We start from the raw sequence: 17,668 nt of genomic DNA on the forward strand, positions 1-17,668 counted from the left end.
GCGCCGGCTCCGGCTGCCTGAGGGCCCTCGCCGGTCACCAGCCCACTCTCCTAAGCCGTTCCGGGATCCGTTCCGAGGGCGTCGCGCAGGAATGCGACGGCTTGGTCGATGGCCGCTCGGGTGGCCTTGGACTGGCTGAGCGAGTTGATCATCATGAAGTCGTGCACCGTGCCGTCGTAGCGCACCGTGGTGACCGGGACGCCGGCGGCGCGGAGCTTGGCGGCGTACGCCTCGCCCTCGTCGCGCAGCACGTCGGCCTCGTCGACGAGCAGCAGGGCAGGGGGCAGGCCGGCGAGCTGCTCGGGGGCGGCCCTGTTCGGGGATGCGGTGATCTCCGCGCGCTGTTTCGGGTCGGTGGTGTAGGCGTCCCAGAACCACTCCATCAACTTGCGGCTGAGGTAGTAGCCGGTGGCGAACCGGTCGTAGGAGTCGGTGTCCATCGCCGCGTCCGTGACCGGGTAGTACATCGACTGGTGGACGAACCTGACGTCACCGCGCTCCTTGGCCATCAGAGCGAGCGCCGCGGTCATGTTCCCGCCGACGGACTCGCCGGCCACCGCCATGCGCTGGGCGTCCAGCCCCTTGGACGCTCCCTCACGCGTGATCCACTGCGCGGTGGCGTAGCCCTGTTCGATGGCCACGGGGTAGTGCGCCTCCGGCGAGGGCGTGTACTCCACGAAGGCCACGGCCGTACGGGCGCCGACCGCCAGCTCCCGCACCAGCCGGTCGTGGGTGCCGGCGTTGCCCAGTACCCAGCCGCCGCCATGCATGTACAGCACGACGGGCAGCGTTCCGGTGACGCCCTGCGGTTTGACGATGCGCACCCGCACGTCGCCCACAGCGGCCGGTACGGTGATCCACTCCTCGTCGACCGGCAGCTTGTCGACCGGCGCGGCTTGAAGGTCGTCGAGGACCTTGCGCGCTTCGGCAGGCCCCATCTCGTACAGGAAGGGATGCTGCGAGGTCGCGTCGGCGAGCTCCTGCGCCGGGCGCTCCAGGACGATTGAGGCGGACTGAGCAGCCATGACCATGCTCCTTGGCGATGCTGAGAAGCGCATGCTGTGACGGCGTAGGGCGCCCGACCGGCAAGCGTCGGCGCCACCGAACGCTCGGGCCCTGGGAGTGAGTCCTTGTTCAAGGTTCAGGGCCCTCATTCACGCCCCATGGGCTGATACGCCCATCGTAATCGCACATTGCGCGCCCATCGACTTCGGAGCGCCCGGCCGACGCCAGAACCTCGGCCTTCGGCCTCGTACCCGACTGCGCGGCGTCAGCGTTGATGCGCAAACCACCGGCCACCCGCTGAGGCGAGCAGACCAGGCCGGCGCAACTGATCGTGGCGATCAAGCCCAGCAGACCGATTGCTCGTAACGGCCAGGGCCCGGACCGAGGGCTGCCCTGGAGACGCGCGGCATCGGCCACGTCCTTGCTGAGTCACGTCGAACGACTGCCCCTTGATGTGCTTACGGCGACGCCGCCGCAGCGACCGGAGGCGAAAGTGGTACAGCGCGTCGCCGCGTATCGCGCTCCCGGACAGCTGCGTGGCGGCTTGCGCCGCGCGGCATGTCGAACTGGCCGGCCCGGTGCCAGCGGACTTCAGTGGTGCTGGGCGTGGATTGGGGAAGGTGGTGTCCTACTCATGTACCAACCGTCGCAGCGGGGCCCGACAAGGTCCGACGGCCAGCCCGCTGTCTCCACGGCGGCGTCGTAGACGGCGTCACCGAACGTGACGATGGCCTGGTGCGGGTCGGCTGTCTCCCTGAGCGCGGCCCACGGCAGCAGAACCAGACCGGCGTCAGGATGCCAGGCCGCGCCGTCGACGCCCCAGGACCGGCCCTCGAGGCCGTCCGGCTGGGGCCAGATGTAGGCGTACATGCCCACATTCGGCGCCTCGGGACTTCCGAAGGCGAATCCCACCGCCACATACTCCTTGATCTGGGCGTTCTGCTGGAACGCCGGACCGTGGGGCGGCGGCGCCGTGGGCTGCGCACGGTGCCGCGTGGCGGAGAGGTCGAAGCCGCCCCACATCACACCGACCCGGGGGCGGTGACCTTGGAAGGGCGCCTGCCACGCCTCGAGCCCGCCGGCGGCGAGGTTCAGCGCGGTCCAGATCAGCCGAGCAGCGCGGTGATCCCAGTGGCGTTCGACGCGATCGTCCCCGAAGGTCGCCGGGGCATCGGGAATCTCGCAGATCAACGAGCTGCCCGGTCTGCGAACGCCGAGTTCGCCCACCACATTGCAGAACGACGCGTAGAACGCGGCCAGTGATGCGTCGGACAACGGCATGGTCCGTGAGCCCGAGTCCGCCTCGATGACCACGTCGCCATCGAGCAGGCGGTAATGCACGGTGAAGGTCACATCCTGCTTCCGGAGCGTCGGCGTCCTGAGCCCACGGGGCGTGACATCGAGGACGATGTTTCCCCAGCCGACTTCGAAAGGCTCGTCGAGCGTGTACTTGCCTGCGACCTGCACCAGCCGGTTCACGTAAGCGACCATGGGAGCCAGGTCCTCGTAGACCAGCACGGGCCACGCGCGGAGAGGCGTGCTCACGATGAACCTCCCAGTTTGTCGATGGAAACTGCGGGTCGCCATGGAAACACCGCGATGCCACCTCGTATTCGATCTCGTACGCCGACCAAGATTTTTCCTGCTCGGTGGTGTCACGCGTACTTCTTCTTGAGCGCCACTTCGAATAGCCGCTGGCGGCTGCGGCACCGAGTCTCACCGACCCGGCAGCTCCCATCAGGCGGTGCCCTTCTATTCCTTGCCGACCATGGCGGCGGGCCTGACGATGTGGTCGAAGTCCTCGGCGCTGATGTAGCCGGAGGCCAGTGCGGCCTCGCGCAGGGTGGTGTCCTCGTCGTTGGCCTTGTGGGCGATCGCGGAGGCCTTGTCGTAGCCGATCACCGGTGAGAGCGCGGTGACCAGCATGAGGGACCGGTCGACGTAGCTGTCGATCTGGTCCCGGTTGAGCTCGATGCCCTCGATGCAGTACTGGCGCGTCTTGGTGCAGGCGTCGGCGAGGATGGTCGCCGCATGCAGGAAGTTGTCGATGATGACCGGGCGCATGGCGTTGAGCTCGAAGTTGCCCTGCGTGCCGGCGAAGGCGATGGCCGCGTCCTCGGACAGCACCTGGATGCAGACCATGACCATCGCCTCGCACTGGGTCGGGTTCACCTTGCCCGGCATGATCGAGGAGCCGGGCTCGTTCGCCGGGAGGACGAGTTCGTCGAGGCCGCAGCGGGGTCCTGAGGCCAGCCAGCGGATGTCGTTGGCGATCTTCATCAACGGCACGGCCAGCGCCCTCAGCCCGGCGGAAGCGCCGACCATGGCGTCCAGGCCGCCCTGGGCGGCGAACTTGTTCTGCGCGGTGGTGAACGGGTAGCCGGTCGTCGTGGCGATCTCGGCTGCGACCTGCTCGCCGAATCCGGGCGGGGCGTTGAGCCCGGTCCCGACCGCGGTGCCGCCCATGGCGAGCTCGTACAGGCCCTCGGCGGACCTGGTGACCCGGTCGATGCCTTGTTGCAGCTGGTGGGCGTAGCCGGACCATTCCTGTCCCACGGTGAGCGGGACGGCGTCCTCCAGGTGGGTGCGGCCGATCTTCACCACGTCGTGCCACTGCCGTGCCTTGGTCTCGATGGCTTGCCGCAGGGCCTGCACGCCGGGGAGCAGGTGCTCGTGGATCTCCTTGACCGCGGCGATGTGCATGGCAGTGGGGAAGGTGTCGTTGGAGGACTGCCCCATGTTGACGTGGTCGTTGGGGTGGATCGGGGACTTGCTGCCCAGTTCGCCGCCGACCATCTGGATGGCACGGTTGCTGATCACCTCGTTGGTGTTCATGTTGGACTGCGTACCGGATCCTGTCTGCCACACGTACAGCGGGAAGTGGTCGTCCAGCCTGCCTGCGATGACCTCGTCGGCCACGCGCTGGATCAGGTCGGCCTTCCAGGCCGGCAGCCGCCCGGCGCGCCCGTTGACGAGGGCGGCGGCCTTCTTGACGTAGCCGTAGGCGTGGTAGACCGCTTTGGGCATCCGGTCGTCCCCGATGGAGAAGTGGATCAGGGACCGTTGTGTCTGGGCGCCCCAGTAGCGGTCCGCGGGTACGTCGATGCCGCCCATGGAGTCGGTCTCGCGCCGGGTGCCGGTCGCATTCAGGCCGATGGGGATGTCGAGGATCTTCGGGGCTTCGTCCTGACCGACCGGCCCGGACCGGTCGGCGGCGGAATGTGGTGGGGTCATGATGTGGCTCCGTCGGTGTAGACCGGCTGCCACATGGCCTCCCGCACTGCCGCTCCTGCGTCGGCCGTCTTGCGGGTGGCCACGCCGTCGTCGAGGGCCGCCTCGACCACCGCGGTCGCGGTGATCGCCGAGGACTCCCGAAGGTTCTTCACGGGCGGCAGCAGGGAGGCCCCCGGCCCCGTCGTGTCGACCTGGTCCGCGACCGCCTTCGCGGCCGCGAGCAGCATGCCCGCGGTCACCTGGGAGGCCCCGGACACGATCGTGCCCAGACCCAGTCCGGGGTAGAGCAGCGCGTTGTTGGCCTGCCCGATCCGGTAGGTCACGCCGCCGTACTCCACGGGCGGGACGGGGATGCCGGTCGCGACGAGCGCCTTTCCCCCGGACCAGGCGATGACGTCGGCGGGCATGGCCTCGATCCGGGAGGTGGGGTTGGAGATCGGGAAGATGATCGGCCGCTCGCTGCCCTCGGACATGGCCTCGACGACCTCGCGCGTGAACGCCCCATGCACGGTGGACGTGCCCAGCAGGATCGTCGGCTCGACCCGGCGAACCGTTTCCCGTAGCGAGATCGCGCCGTCGTCCCTCGCCCAGTCCGCGACCTCGGCCGGAACGCGCGCGTAGGTCTGCTGGAAGTCGCGCAGGTCGGTCATGTCCCGGGTGAGCAGCCCCTGCTTGTCGATGAGCCATACCCGGGCGGTGGCCTGCTCCGGACCCGCGCCGTCGCGGACCATCGCGTCGCGCAGCTGGTCGGCGATGCCCACTCCGGCGGTCCCGGCGCCGAAGACGACCAGCTTCTGGTCCCGCATCCGCACACCGCTGACCTTGACGGCGGACAGGGCGGCGGCCAGCGTGATGGCTCCGGTGCCCTGCATGTCGTCGTTGAAGATCCGATAGCGGCCGCCGTAGTGCTCCAGGATCCGCCGTGCGTTGCTGGGACCGAAGTCCTCGAAGTGCAAGAGCGCGTGGGGGAACGTGGACGATGCCGTCTCCAGGTACTTCTCGATGAACGCGTCGTAGTCGGCGCCGCGGACGCGGGGGTGGCGGTTGCCCAGGTACAGCGGGTCCTCCAGCAGCGACGCGCGGTCCGTGCCCACGTCCAGCGACACGGGAACGACGCGGCGCGGGTCGATGCCGGCGGCCGCGGTGTAGACGGCGAGCTTGCCGACCGAGATCTGGATCCCTCCCACGCCCCAGTCGCCGATGCCCAGGATCTCCTCTGCGTCGGTGCACACGATCAGGTCGACGTCCTCGGGCCCCAGCTGAAGCGTGGCGAAGGCCTTGTCCATGTCCTCGGGCCGGTCGATGGACAGGAAGACGCCGCGCGGGTGCCGGTACTCGTGGGAGTACTTCTCGATGGCCTCGCCCACGGTCGGGTCGTAGACGATCGGCAGCAGTTCTTCGAGGTGCTCGGTGAGGAGCTTGAAGTACAGGGTTTCGTTGCGGTCGTGCAGCTGTTCCAGGTAGACGTTCTTGGCCAGGTCGCTCCCCTGGGCCTGCATCTGCTGGTAGGCGCGCCGAACCTGCTGCTCCAGGGGCAGCACTTCGGAGGGCAGCCGGCCGGTCAGGCCGAGGGCCTCCCGTTCCTCCCGCGTGAAGGCCACACCACGGTTACGCAGCGGATCGACCAGGACGGCGGGGGTGGCCGGGGTCCGCGTGTGGCTCTCGGTCATGAGCTTCTCCTCTGTGCGCATGCCGTCTCATGTCCGACGCGGGGTGACCGTGTGGGCGTGCCCCGTGCCATGCGTGCTCGCACGTTGTTCGGTGGCGGGGACGCATTCCTCCAGGCCCACCAAGTAGATGCGCAGTTTCGAACGTCGCCGGACAGGTCGGCATCGCGCTCGTTGTTGGTTTACTGCCCGGAACCGCTCGTTGGCCAGGCCCATGGCGCAGACTTGACCGGCCGGCACGCGTACATGCGGCCATGGGCTCACGGTCCGGCGGAGTGTGAAGGTTCATGAGGACGGCCGCGTCCCGGCCGGCGAACGCCCGCAGGAACTCGCGCGGCGAGCACGCCGCCGACATCGCTGCAGCGCCTCATCGGCATGACTTCAGGCTAACCACCAGCCGACCGGCCAGCGACTTCAACCAAAGCGGAACCCATGGCTGCGAGCAGGCAGGAAGTGAGGGATTCACCCGGAAGCGGCCCGGGAGTGGCCGCAGCGAGAAGACACAAGCGTGATCGTCTGGCTGCGCCGGAGAGGCAGGCGTGGAGCGGCGCCATCAAGTTGACGTCGGACGCGGCAAGTTGACGTCGGACGCGGCAAGTTGACGTCGGACGCGGCAAGTTGACGTCGGACGCGGCAAGTTGACGTCGGACGCAGCCCGGGGATCGCAGGTTCGGTACCGCGATCAGAATCCATCGACTTCGACGACAGCCTCTGCGAAGGCCTGCGGAGCCTCCTGCGGAACGTTGTGTCCTACCTTGAGGGTCTGGTGCGCGTATTTACCCGCGAACTTCTTGCGATAGGCCGATCCATTTCCCGGGGGTGTGAACGGATCGTGCGCTCCGTCAATGGTAATCGCCGGCACCTTGATAACTGGGGCCGCAGCGAGACGTTTTTCGATGGCCTCGTACTGGGACTCGCCCTTGGCCAAGCCAAGCCGCCAGCGATAATTGTCGATCACGATGCTGACGTAATCGGGGTTGTTGAAAGCCTCTGCCGTGCGGTCGAAGGTCGCCTCATCGAAATTCCATGTCGGAGAGTTGAACTTCCACACCAGCTTGGCCAAATCGCGTCGGTACTCCTTGAGGCCCAGCACACCTCTCTCCGTGGCGAAGTAATACTGGTACCACCATGCCCATTCACTCTTCGGTGGCGTCGGCAGTTTGTTGGCTTCGACATTGACGATCAAATAGCCGGTGACAGAGATCAGTGCCTTGCAGCGCTCCGGCCAAAGAGCCGCTATGATGTCGGCCGTCCGTGCCCCCCAGTCGTAGCCGGCGAGGATGGCCTTATCAATCTTGAGAGCGTCCATCAGGGCGATGACATCGAGAGCGAACACCGATTGTTGGGCGTTCCTGGGTGTTTTGCTTGAAAGGAATCGCGTTGTGCCATGGCCGCGCAGATAAGGGACGACCACCCTGTACCCCTTCGCTGCGAGCAAGGGCGTGACCGCAACATAACTGTGAATGTCGTAGGGCCAACCGTGTAGCAGTATGACCGGCCGCCCATTCGCAGGTCCGGATTCGACGTACCCCACGTCCAGGTCCCCGGCATTGATCTGCTTCACTGGGCCAAAGGATGCGCCAGCCCCAGGATTGGCTCCGGGAGACACCACAGGTTTTCCCATTTCGGACTGCGCTTGTGCTTCACCAGTCATGCCGAGTTGGGCCGCCACAGCAGCCGCGGCAGTGGCGCCAAGGAAGTGGCGACGAGTGTGTGCGATTCCCTCAGGTATTTCCATCGGTGAATCTCCTCGTTTGAGGCGACACTGGCAGGTCGGTGAATGATGTGACGCAGCGAAAGCGTCGGGAATCGCGTTCGCTCGACGTCCGAACTCGGGGACGATGCGTCTCCGCGGACCTCTTCTCCGGCACCTCCTCGTCGTCACCCAACACCTGTCAGAGTGACGGCGCAACAGTGGCGAGCCATACGCTGCTCCGCCAGAGTGATTCAGCGCTCCGATACATTTTCCGCGGGGTGGCCACGCCGATCGACATGACCTGATTGCATTCGGCCGATGCCAGTACTGACCAGCCATCTCGGCCTGCTGGATGACCTCATCGAACACGGCAGCCGCCGCGCTCGGCTCTCGACTTTGCGGCGAATCGCGATCATGAACCGTTATCGACTCATCACGCAGGGTGCAAGTCGGGGTATTCAGGTACAAATCACACCTCGGCGCCAACTCGCCGTGTCGGATCACGCAAGGCGTTGACCTGCATGATCACGATTTGCCGCAAAGTCGAGTGGCATGGGAGGCGGCGGCGGTCCAGGATTGGCGGCAACTGGAGGTCCCCGTCGGCGTCACCGGGGGTCCAGGCTCAGAGCAAGAAGGGGTTGCCGTCACAGTGATCGACACGGACGAGCTGGCCAAGCGGAACGCCGGGTTCGCCGACGGCGGATCATTCGCCAACCTCAGGCTCATGCCCAGTGGCAGTCTGACGGTCATCGGATGCGTCGACCCTCGTGTCGACCCGTCCGACGTGCTCGGGCTCAAGCTCGGCGAGGCAGCGGTGATCCGCAACGTCGGAGGGCGGGTCACGCCCGCGACACTCCGGACGCTGGGGATGCTCTCGAAGGTCGTGCAGGCCCGCACGGGCGGCCCTCGCACGGGCGACAACCACTATGCGGTCCTGCACCACACCGACTGCGGGATCACGGACCTGGCCGCGTTCCCCGAGCTGCTGGCCGATTACTTCGAAGTTCCGGCCGGAGACCTGGACGCCAAGGCGGTCACCGACCCGGTCGCCGCCATCCGCGTCGACGTCGAAATCCTCGAGCAGAAGCTTCCGGCCGGAGTCTTCGTCTCAGGGCTCGTGTACGACGTGGCCACCGGGCTCATCGACGTCGTCGTCCCGCCCGCGCGAGTGGAAGCATGACACCGCGCGGCGCCTGCGGCCGGTCCGGCCGGCGCGACCGCCGTGGGCCTGCGGCTTGTGCCGGGATCTGTTTCTCTGGCCGGTCGTATCGGCGGGGAGGCGCTTTCTAGCATGTGCGACGATCACGGGCACTCGGCGGCCGAGGCGGCGTGGTCAGCGCCTCGCGTCGCGGAGGGACCGGCCGTTGACCCGGTGACGCTGCCCGAGGTCGACGAGGTCAGGGTCACGACGATGGTCGACAACACCTTCGACGCCCTGCTGGCCTCTGCCGAAGGCATCACCCGGGCGTCGATGGGCGCCGGGCGGACCGCCGCGCGGCAGTTCGCCGGCGGCGAGGCCCTCGCGGGGCTGCGTGCCGAGCACGGCTTCTCCGCCCTGGTCACCGTCCAAAGCGGTAACGCGAGCAGCACGCTGCTGTTCGATACCGGCGCGTCGCCGGACGGGCTGGCGGTGAACGCCGAGCGTCTTGGCATCGATGTCGGCGACCTGCAGGGCGTCGTGCTCAGCCACGGACACTTCGACCACGCGGGCGGCTTCGACGGCCTGGCCCGGCTGCGCGGGCGCTCCGGCCTGCCACTGACCGTCCACCCCGCGGTCTGGACCCGCCGCCGCCTGGAACTACCCGCCGGCCAGGGTCTGGAGATGCCCACGCTGTCACGGGGTGCCCTGGAACGCGAAGGGTTCGAGGTAATCGAGCGGCGGCAGCCGTCGCTGCTGGCCGGTGGCATCCTGATCACCGGCGAGGTGGACCGCGTCACCGAGTTCGAGCACGGCATGCCGCCGGCACACCAAGCCTGGGACGGGAGCGGCTGGCGACACGACCCCACCGTCATCGACGACCAGGCACTCGTCATCAACGTGCGCGGCCGGGGACTTGTCATCGTCACCGGGTGCGGCCACGCCGGAGTGGTCAACATCATCCGGCACGCCATGAGGCTGACCGGCGTCAGCAAACTGCTGGCCCTCATCGGCGGCTTCCATCTGATCGGCCCCGCCTTCGAGCCGGTCATCGGCCCGACGGTGGCCGCGCTCACCGAACTCGCACCCGAGCTGATCGTCCCCGGTCACTGCACCGGCTGGCGCGCCCAGCACACCCTCGCCGCAGCCCTCCCGGACGCATGGGTGCAGACCAGCGTCGGAACCACCTACACACTCAGCGCCCCACAGGCGGGTGATGCCTGATCCCGGCTCAGCAGTCCCGGCTCAACCGGTGCAACAGGAAGTGCAGCTTCGGCGGTACGCGAACGGGCTTCCAGGGGTACCTCGGATGGCACCCGGGGCGGTGGAAGCCGGCCGGCTCTCGAGTCTGCGGAGAATCGGGATCGTGAACGAGGTCGGCAGGCTCTCGTCCGGGTGAGTCCGGGCTGACGAGCGAACGGTCGGGCTGGATGTGAAGAACCATCAGCGGTGCTGATCCATGGCCTCGATGTGAGGAACGGCCGCTGATGGTTCCGGGGATGGCGCTACCGGCGTCGTTGCTGCTGGTCCTGCAGGTCACCCGTCCGTGCTTCACCAAGCACTCGTTCGAGACGTTCTGCCACCTGGCGGCCGGGATGGTCGCGCAGACGGGTAGGCGGACGGTCACCGGGATGCTGACCGGGGCGGAGCTGTCACGACTGTGGCCGCACCGCAGGGCGCATGCCTTCTTCTCGCGGGCGTCCTGGTATCCCGACCGGCTCGGCCTGCGGCTGGCCCGCGGGGTCGTCAAGGCTCTGCTGCCGGTGGACGTGCCGGTCCCGGTGGTCATCGACGACACCCTGCTGCACCGGGTCGGGAAGAAGGTCTTCGGGGTGCTGTGGGCTCACGACGGCTCCGGGCGGGGCAAGGACAAGCTCAAGTTCGGCAACACCTGGGTCATCTGCGCGGTCGTGGTCCGCCTGCCGTTCCCGACCAAGCCGATCGCGCTGCCGGTGGCCGCCCGGCTGTGGCGGGGCAAGGGCACCGCCTCCCGCACCGACCTGGCCCTGGAGATGGTCCACGACCTGGCCGCACTCTTCCTCGACCGCCCCTCCACGTCACCGGCGACGCCGCCCACCACTCCGGCAAGGTCGCCGACCTGCCCGGAACCGTCACCTTCACCACCCGGCTGTCACGCAGGCTGTCCTCGCCCCCTTTCGCCGAATTTCGGGTTCGCCAGGCACCAGGACAGCGGCATGCCCTCGGCGGTGGTGACCAGGTAGAGCCGGAAGCCCCAAAAGAAGCGGGAGTGGCTGCGGCAGTGGCCGCATCCGGCGTGCCCGGCCGGCTCGGAGCGTTTGACGGTCCCGCGGGAGGCCGCGCTGGGCAGTGGTGTGGATTCGATCAGCCGCAGGCTGTCGTTCCAGGTCGGCACCTGCCGGGCCGGGGCTTCGATCACGCGGCTGATCAGCGGACCTGCCCTGTTGAGCCGTCGCAGCGCCGACGGCTCGTCGGGCTCCAGTTGCGCCCTGGCGGTGCGCGCCGCAGGCTGCCCCTATGGACCGCACCGCGGCAGCCGGTGTGCTGCCCATTCTGGTGACGGGCGCGGCGGGCAGCGTAGGCGCGGTCGGACGATCCGCAGTCGAAGGCCTTCGGCAACGGGGCCTGCCCGTCCGGGCCATGGTGCGTCGCGATGACGAGCGGGCCCAGGCGCTGCGCGCGACGGGCGCCGAGGTCGTCGTCGGAGACCTGACGCGCGCGGGCAACATCGCCGACGCGCTGGCCGGCTGCGGACGTATGTACTTCGGCATGGGCGTGTCGGCGCAGTATCTGGAGGCTGCCGTGACGGCGGCGGCCGTCGCGCGCGCGTACGGACGCCTGGAAGCGTTCGTGAACATGTCGCAGCTGACGGTCTCCGAGATGGACCTCACCAGCACCTCCGAGTCGGTTCAGCACCGCCAGCAGTGGCTGATCGAGCAGGTCCTCGACTGGTCGGGCCTGCCCGTTGTCCAGATCAGGCCCACCGTGTTCCTGGAGAACCCGCTGCTCCGTGTCGGCTTCTCCTCGATCGCGAGGAACGGAAGCATCAGACTGCCCTTCGGCCGGGCGAAAACCTCCCCTGTGGCGGCCGGCGACGTCGCCGCGGTCGTGGAGGAGATCCTGGCCGACCCGGCCCCGCACATCGGCCGGATCTATGAGCTGACCGGCCCGCGCTCGGAGGACATCGCCGCCATGGCGGCGGAGGTCTCCGCAGCTCTGGGACGACCGGTCGGTTACACCGACGTCCCACTGCAGGAATGGATCGACGACGATCTCAGGCCGCTGGGGCTGCCCGACCACGTCTTCCAGCACACCGCCACCATGGCTCGCCTTCATGCGGAGAATCGCTACGACCGCAAGGCGGAAGGGGTCGAGCAGGTCACCGGGCGGCCTCCATCGGGGGTGGCCGATTACGTCCGGAAGAACCCCAGCCTCTTCACCCCCTGAAGCCGCGTCCTCGGCGTGCGTTGTCCAGCAGATGGCCGACAACGGCACCCGTCCCATTGACGACTCTGCCGCCGGCGCCCTGTCCGTCCATCAAGACGGACACTCCGTGGCCGCTGCCTGTGGCGTCGCCCCGAGGTTCTCGCCCTACTGCGGCACATCGCGGCTCAGGATGGATGGAAGACACTGCTTGGTTGCCGTGCCACCACCTCACCGAGGCGGATTGCGATGATTCAGATGCGTCGGTTCACCGCGTGGTTGCGCCGCCGGGATCCGGGCCTCGCCGCCATGCGGCGGGCGGCCAGGACCGCGGTGGTGATGCCGTCCCTCTTCGCGCTGTGCACCCAGGTCTTCCACGCGCCGGTCACGGGCACCTTCGCCGCGTTCGGCGCGTTCGCGATGCTCTTGCTGGTCGAATACACCGGCCCCGTGGTGCAGCGGCTGCGCGCGCAGGCGGCGCTCGGCGCGGCCTGGCTGGTGCTGGTCTCACTGGGCACCCTCGCGTCGCGGTCGGTCTGGAGCGCGACTGCCGCGACGCTGGTGGTGGGCTTCGTCGTGCTCTTCTCGGGCGTGGTCAGCTCGGTCCTGGCCGGCGCCACGACGTCGCTGCTGTTGGCGTTCATCCTGCCGGTGTCTGCGCCCGCTCCCCCGGCCCAGCTGCCCGACCGGCTGATCGGCGTGGTGCTGGCGGCCGGGACGTCCGTGCTCGCGGTCTGGCTGTTGTGGCCGAGGACGCAGGCTGATCCGCTCAGCGCGCCGGCGGCTCGGGTCTGCCGGGCTGCGGCGGTGCAGTTGCGCACCGATGCGGACTACTTCACGGGCCGTGCCGCCGGCCCCGCCTTCGGGGAGTGCCGTGCCTGCGCCCAGGAGACCAGGTCGAGCACACAGAAGCTGCGGCAGGCGTTCACCGCCACCCCCTACCGGCCCACCAGTCTCTCCACCGGGTCCCGGGCACTGGTCCGCCTGGTCGACGAGCTGACCTGGCTGAGCGCAATCCTCGCGGAGGCCGCCCCCGCCGTCGAGGACGGTTCGACGGGCACCCGGCAGTCCTCAGTGGTGCGCAAGGCCGCTGCCGCCGTACTGGAACTGGCGGCGAAGATGCTCGATGATCCGCGCATCACGCCGGGCCGCCTGCGCGCCGGGGTGGAGGAGCTCCGTCATGCATTGACCGCGCTGGAGGACGGGGCAGTCAACCGGCTGCCGATGCCGGACGGCGGCTCCGGTGGCAGGCGTGGCCTCGACACCTTGGTCGACAGCCTCGACGTCACCTTCCGGGCTCAGGAGGTGGCCTTCGTCGTCCTGCAGATCGCCCGGAACGTCGACATCGCCCGGACCGCCGATCACCGCAGCTGGCCGGACCGCCTGCTCGGCCGCGAGCCCGGATCCCCGACCGGTCGCCTGACCAGCGCCACGGAACGCGCCGCCGCACATGTCGAGCCGCACTCCGTATGGCTGCACAACAGCATCCGCGGCGCCATCGGCCTGGGCATCGGCATCGCGCTGGCCGACGTGACCGGCGTCCAGCACGGCTTCTGGATCACGCTGGGCACCCTGGCGGTGCTGCGTTCCAACGCCCTCAGCACCGGGCAGAACGTCTTCCGCGCCCTCGGCGGCACCCTGGCCGGCTCGATCCTGGGCGCCGGTCTGCTCCAGCTCATCGGACACAACACGACCGTGCTGTGGATCCTGCTGCCCGTCGCAGTGATGGCCGCAGGCGTCGTCCCGGCCGCGATCTCGTTCGCCGCCGGGCAGGCGGCCTTCACGCTCACCCTGGTCGTCCTGTTCGACATCGCCCGGCCGGCGGACCTGTCGGTCATCCTGTTCCGTATCGAGGACATCGCGCTCGGCTGTGCGGTGAGCCTGGTCGTCGGCCTGCTCTTCTGGCCGCGCGGCGCGTCCGCCGCCCTCGCCAGGGCGCTGGCGGAGGCGTATGTCGACAGCGCGCGCTATGTGCTCGGGGCGGTGGGCTATGCGGTGTCCTGCTGTACTTTCAGGCCCGAAACCATCGAGCGCCCGCGGGAGGGCCGCCGGGCGGCGGCCGCGGCGCGCCGACTGGACGACGCCTTCAGGACCTACCTGGCCGAGCGCGGAGCGAAGGACGTCTCGTTGTGCGAGACGACGACTCTGGTCACCGGTGTCGTGGGGCTCCGTCTGGCCGCCGACGCGGTCCTGGAGCTGTGGCGGCGGGCCCCGGTCGGCCGGCCGCTCGAGGACCGCGCCGCCGCGCAGAGGGAGCTGCTGGTCATGGCGGAACGGGTCTTCCGGTGGTACGAGAGTCTGGCCGGGGGGCTGGAGAGCGAAGGGCCGGTGCCGGAGCCGCTGGAGTCCGACCGGGAGCACAACGCCCGGCTGGTCGAGGCGGTCCGCCGGGACCTGCGTGGTGCGGACGGGCGGGCGGCGGGGACCGGCATCCGCATCATCTGGACCGGCGACCATCTGGAAGCAGTGCGGCGGCTCCAGCCGCCCATCGCGGCGGCGGCCGGTCACGCCGACGCGCGCGGTGCCGTGATGGGATCAGTTTGACTCCGCAGGTGCCGACGACCCACCCAGTCGCGCTTGGCCAGGGCCTGACGGGCGGAGTGGCCCTCGGCCCAATCGGCCGGCCTGGCCGAAGATGACGGTCGTGTCTACCAGGACAGCGTCGTGCGCGCCGGAGATGAGCATGCTGTTCATGACGGACCACATCGGCTTGCCCCTGTCCCCCTGCGCAGGCGCTCCGGCGAACGGACGCATGGGAGCCACATGGACGTCGACACTGAGTCCGCTGTCCTTGGTCATTGCAGGGTTCCTTTCGGGAAGCCACGAGGCGCTGTGACTGCATGGTGCGCGCACAGGCTGCGCAAAGCGGCGGCAGGAGCGGGTTCAGATCGTCGCGGTGCACAAATCGGTACCGGACATCACTGTTGATCACTTATTCGGACGCCTCGGTCGATATGGTCGGCGCGGATCAGCTCTATCTCGGCACCAAGGCCACGCTCGGCACAGAAGTCCAGCATCTTTTCCTTCTCCACGTCTGGAGCCAAGGTGGAGGCGAAGAAGGACTCCTGACCAAGCTGATCGGCAACGCCTACGCGGACCTCGCGGCGGCCGTCGGCGTGGCGACACAGCTCTCGGCGGACCGGCCACCCCGCACCCGACTGCTCGCGCTCGCCGCCGCCTGCCGCGACTGGGCGGTCGTCGAACCCTACCGGTATCTGCTGATCGAGGGCACGTCCGTGCCCGGCTACGCCGCCCCCCGCCGACACGGTCGACAGCGCCCGCGCCGTCCCCGGCCCGTTTCTGCCCGTCTTCGCGGGCGCGCGCCCCGCGGCGTCCGTGGCGCCGCTCGTCGAGCAGATGGCGGCGTGGTCGCGGCAGGACGAGGCGGTCGCCGCGCGGATACGCACGCAGGCGCCCGACGTGGCGGAGGACGGGCACGGGGTGGCGCTGGCCGACGCCCTGTGCGCCTGGCCGCAGATGCACGGCGTCACCAGCCTCGAGGTGTCGGGTCAGTTCGCCGGGATGGGCCACGACGGCGCCACCTTTGGTCAGCCACAACGGGCTGCTGCGGACGGAAATCGCCGTGGAGAGACGGCGGGTGGACCTGGGCGGCCACAAGTTCTGAGCTCTCACCTACAACGGCGGCTACATGCCGCCCACGCTGCGGATCCGGCCGGGGACAAGCTGGAGCTGTCGCCACCCGCTGACGTTCTGACGTCGTCCGACATCGGTATCAGCCAGCCGCGGCACGACCTCCGTCATGCCGCCCTTCGTCATCCGGAACAACTTCAGGACGAAGTCCTCCAGGACCGGATCCCATGCAGGTCCCGTACTGACTGCAAGGCATCGTCTGCCGAGTGAGAAACCCGCTGATCACCAAGTAGGCAGGACGCCTGGCCAGCGCTGTCCGGCCTCAGCTTCGGCAAGAGACGAGCCCGCACCATCCCCCGATTACAAGATCCGGGCCAGTCACGGGCCAAGGCACTGCGGACTGCCCCGATCTACCTTCATTTCTGCAAGTCAGCGGGTATCACACTCGTGTACCACCAGCAGACGAAGAACCTGCTGGTGGCGCTCAGACGCAGTACTGAGACGCAGCACTGCGCTCATCGAGCCAAGAAGATCGGCGCTCACCAGCCGGCAACTACGGCACTCAAAGCTTGTTGACTCTCCACAACAGGACACGGCGAGCGCCACGTTCACGCGCCGGCGGGCGGCGCAACCGTCCGCCAGGTCAGCACTCGTCCGGCCGCTATCGATCCCGCAAAGACCGCCATGTGCTACAGAGCTGCGAGAGCGCCCCAACCGCACCTGACGGAATATCAGCAAAGTCAGCATCAGGTCAGCAAAAGCACTGCCACAGCCGCTCACAGACGGCCACACCATGGAATCGCCCGCCACCGCCACTCAGGTCCGCAACCCGCTCAGCCGTCCTCCCGCGAGCGATCAAGAAGTGGGAGGCAGCACCCAACCACCTCCCACCCGCCGGCCGCCGACGCTCAGACGTTTCCGCAGGTCAGCGCACCCTTCCCCGGGGTTTCAACGGGACCGGCGGGAGCTCCGGAGCGGGCAGCGGAGCCCCGTCGTACCCCTTCACCTCCCCGAACCGAGACCCTTCCATCCAGTCCCGGCGGGCCTGCACGATCTCCTCCTGAGACCGTCCGATCCAGTTCCAGAACATAGCGGACCCTGCCTGCATCAGTGCAGGTCAGCGGCGTTCCGGACCGCCGACGGTCAGCAAACCGTCAGCATCGGTCCCGGAGGAGTCAGCAACCGTGAGTGCCGCAGTCCTGGTTCGTGGGATGGGGCCGTTCTTCAAGGACTGTGAGCATCCGCGGTCGCGGTGGTCGAAGTGCCCTCATCCGTACAAGATCTGGTATCGGTCCATGGCCGGGAGGCAGGTGAGGAGTCCGGGTTCGCGACCCAGGACAAGGCCATCGCGCGTTTGACGGAGGTCCACAACACGCAGAAGGCGGCGCCGCGGGGGCAGGCGAAGGCGGAGCGGATCGCCAGGTACGGGGGGCGATGCGGTTCGAGGAGTACGCCGCCCAGGGAAGGCCGGGCAGCGGGACCTGGGGACGGCGTCGGTGGTGCACCTGGAGTCGCTGCCGGCCATCCGCCTGCTGCCGCTGCTGGGCAGCCGGCAGGTGAGTACCTTCGACCACAAGGTCGTCGAAGCCTTCATCCCGGGCATGGAGCGCAACGGCGTGGGCCTGGCCGCGCAGGCGAACGCGTTCGACAAACCGAAGGCGATCCTGCTGGACGCGCACCGGCTGGGGCTGTTCGACGACGATCCCGTCTCCGGTGTGAAGCCGCCGCAGTACGACCGTCTTCGGTTGGCTGACCCGCTACAACACCCGCCGCAGGCACTCCGCCAACGGGCGCCTCAGCCCCGACGATTACGAACACCAGCACCACACGGCCAAGCTCACGCTGGCCGCATGACACACGAACGCGTGTCCACCATCACGGGGGAAGGCCGCCGAACACAGTGACGTCGTCGCGGCAGCCGCACACTCCGCAGAG

11 protein-coding genes and 3 pseudogenes are annotated in these 17,668 nt (G+C 68.5%); 6 read left to right on the forward strand and 8 right to left on the reverse strand.

Going from position 1 to position 17,668, the window contains the following annotated elements:
* Nucleotides 1–50: 50 nt before the first annotated feature.
* From ACX25U_RS02820 to ACX25U_RS02840, 5 genes are all read right to left on the reverse strand, one after another.
* Nucleotides 51–1,025 carry an alpha/beta hydrolase gene (locus ACX25U_RS02820; RefSeq protein ID WP_454388744.1) on the reverse strand — a complete coding sequence of 325 codons (975 nt, stop codon included), beginning with the start codon at nucleotides 1,023–1,025 and terminating at the stop codon, nucleotides 51–53.
* A 571-nt stretch (nucleotides 1,026–1,596) separates the two neighbouring features.
* Nucleotides 1,597–2,523, reverse strand: a complete 927-nt coding sequence (locus ACX25U_RS02825; protein WP_454388746.1) for a DUF5996 family protein — start codon at nucleotides 2,521–2,523, stop codon at nucleotides 1,597–1,599.
* A 234-nt stretch (nucleotides 2,524–2,757) separates the two neighbouring features.
* The gene (fumC, locus tag ACX25U_RS02830; RefSeq protein ID WP_454388748.1) at nucleotides 2,758–4,239 is read right to left on the reverse strand and encodes a class II fumarate hydratase; all 1,482 of its coding nucleotides are present in this window, start codon (nucleotides 4,237–4,239) and stop codon (nucleotides 2,758–2,760) included.
* The gene (locus tag ACX25U_RS02835; protein WP_454388750.1) at nucleotides 4,236–5,909 is read right to left on the reverse strand and encodes an NAD-dependent malic enzyme; all 1,674 of its coding nucleotides are present in this window, start codon (nucleotides 5,907–5,909) and stop codon (nucleotides 4,236–4,238) included. The genes fumC and ACX25U_RS02835 overlap by 4 nt, the downstream gene beginning before the upstream one ends.
* A gap of 679 nt (nucleotides 5,910–6,588) precedes the next feature.
* Nucleotides 6,589–7,644, reverse strand: a complete 1,056-nt coding sequence (locus tag ACX25U_RS02840; RefSeq protein WP_454388752.1) for an alpha/beta fold hydrolase — start codon at nucleotides 7,642–7,644, stop codon at nucleotides 6,589–6,591.
* Between the two features lie 607 nt (nucleotides 7,645–8,251).
* Here ACX25U_RS02840 and ACX25U_RS02845 point away from each other — a divergent pair.
* The 3 genes from ACX25U_RS02845 to ACX25U_RS02855 all read left to right on the forward strand — a co-directional run bounded on the left by ACX25U_RS02845 (nucleotide 8,252) and on the right by ACX25U_RS02855 (nucleotide 10,962).
* A complete protein-coding gene (locus ACX25U_RS02845) occupies nucleotides 8,252–8,782 on the forward strand; it encodes a carbonic anhydrase (protein WP_454388754.1) in 531 nt (176 codons plus the stop codon).
* Between the two features lie 192 nt (nucleotides 8,783–8,974).
* On the forward strand, nucleotides 8,975–9,964 hold the full coding sequence (locus ACX25U_RS02850; RefSeq protein WP_454388755.1) for an MBL fold metallo-hydrolase: 990 nt from the start codon (nucleotides 8,975–8,977) through the stop codon (nucleotides 9,962–9,964).
* Nucleotides 9,965–10,239: 275 nt separating this feature from the next.
* Nucleotides 10,240–10,962: a transposase gene (locus ACX25U_RS02855; protein WP_454388756.1), complete on the forward strand. Its 723-nt coding sequence runs from the start codon at nucleotides 10,240–10,242 to the stop codon at nucleotides 10,960–10,962.
* On the opposite strand, the pseudogene ACX25U_RS02860 reads toward ACX25U_RS02855, so the two are convergent.
* Nucleotides 10,893–11,174, reverse strand: a pseudogene (locus ACX25U_RS02860) (transposase family protein); the annotation flags it as partial. The gene ACX25U_RS02855 and the pseudogene ACX25U_RS02860 overlap by 70 nt on opposite strands.
* Before the next feature lie 62 nt (nucleotides 11,175–11,236).
* On the opposite strand from ACX25U_RS02860, the gene ACX25U_RS02865 reads away from it, so the two are divergent.
* Nucleotides 11,237–12,166, forward strand: a complete 930-nt coding sequence (locus tag ACX25U_RS02865; RefSeq protein WP_454388758.1) for an NmrA family NAD(P)-binding protein — start codon at nucleotides 11,237–11,239, stop codon at nucleotides 12,164–12,166.
* Between the two features lie 225 nt (nucleotides 12,167–12,391).
* Nucleotides 12,392–14,686 carry an FUSC family protein gene (locus ACX25U_RS02870; protein ID WP_454388760.1) on the forward strand — a complete coding sequence of 765 codons (2,295 nt, stop codon included), beginning with the start codon at nucleotides 12,392–12,394 and terminating at the stop codon, nucleotides 14,684–14,686.
* Nucleotides 14,687–15,041: 355 nt separating this feature from the next.
* Here the strand turns inward: ACX25U_RS02870 and ACX25U_RS02875 are convergent.
* Together ACX25U_RS02875 and ACX25U_RS02880 are read right to left on the reverse strand one after the other, a co-directional pair.
* Nucleotides 15,042–15,165, reverse strand: a pseudogene (locus tag ACX25U_RS02875) (alcohol dehydrogenase); the annotation flags it as partial.
* Nucleotides 15,166–16,658: 1,493 nt separating this feature from the next.
* Nucleotides 16,659–16,823, reverse strand: a pseudogene (locus ACX25U_RS02880) (pirin family protein); the annotation flags it as partial.
* 406 nt (nucleotides 16,824–17,229) lie between these two features.
* Here ACX25U_RS02880 and ACX25U_RS02885 point away from each other — a divergent pair.
* Nucleotides 17,230–17,637: a hypothetical protein gene (locus ACX25U_RS02885; protein WP_454388762.1), complete on the forward strand. Its 408-nt coding sequence runs from the start codon at nucleotides 17,230–17,232 to the stop codon at nucleotides 17,635–17,637.
* The last annotated feature ends 31 nt before the right edge of the window (nucleotides 17,638–17,668 follow it).

The organism is Streptomyces sp. JNUCC 63 (assembly GCF_054366325.1).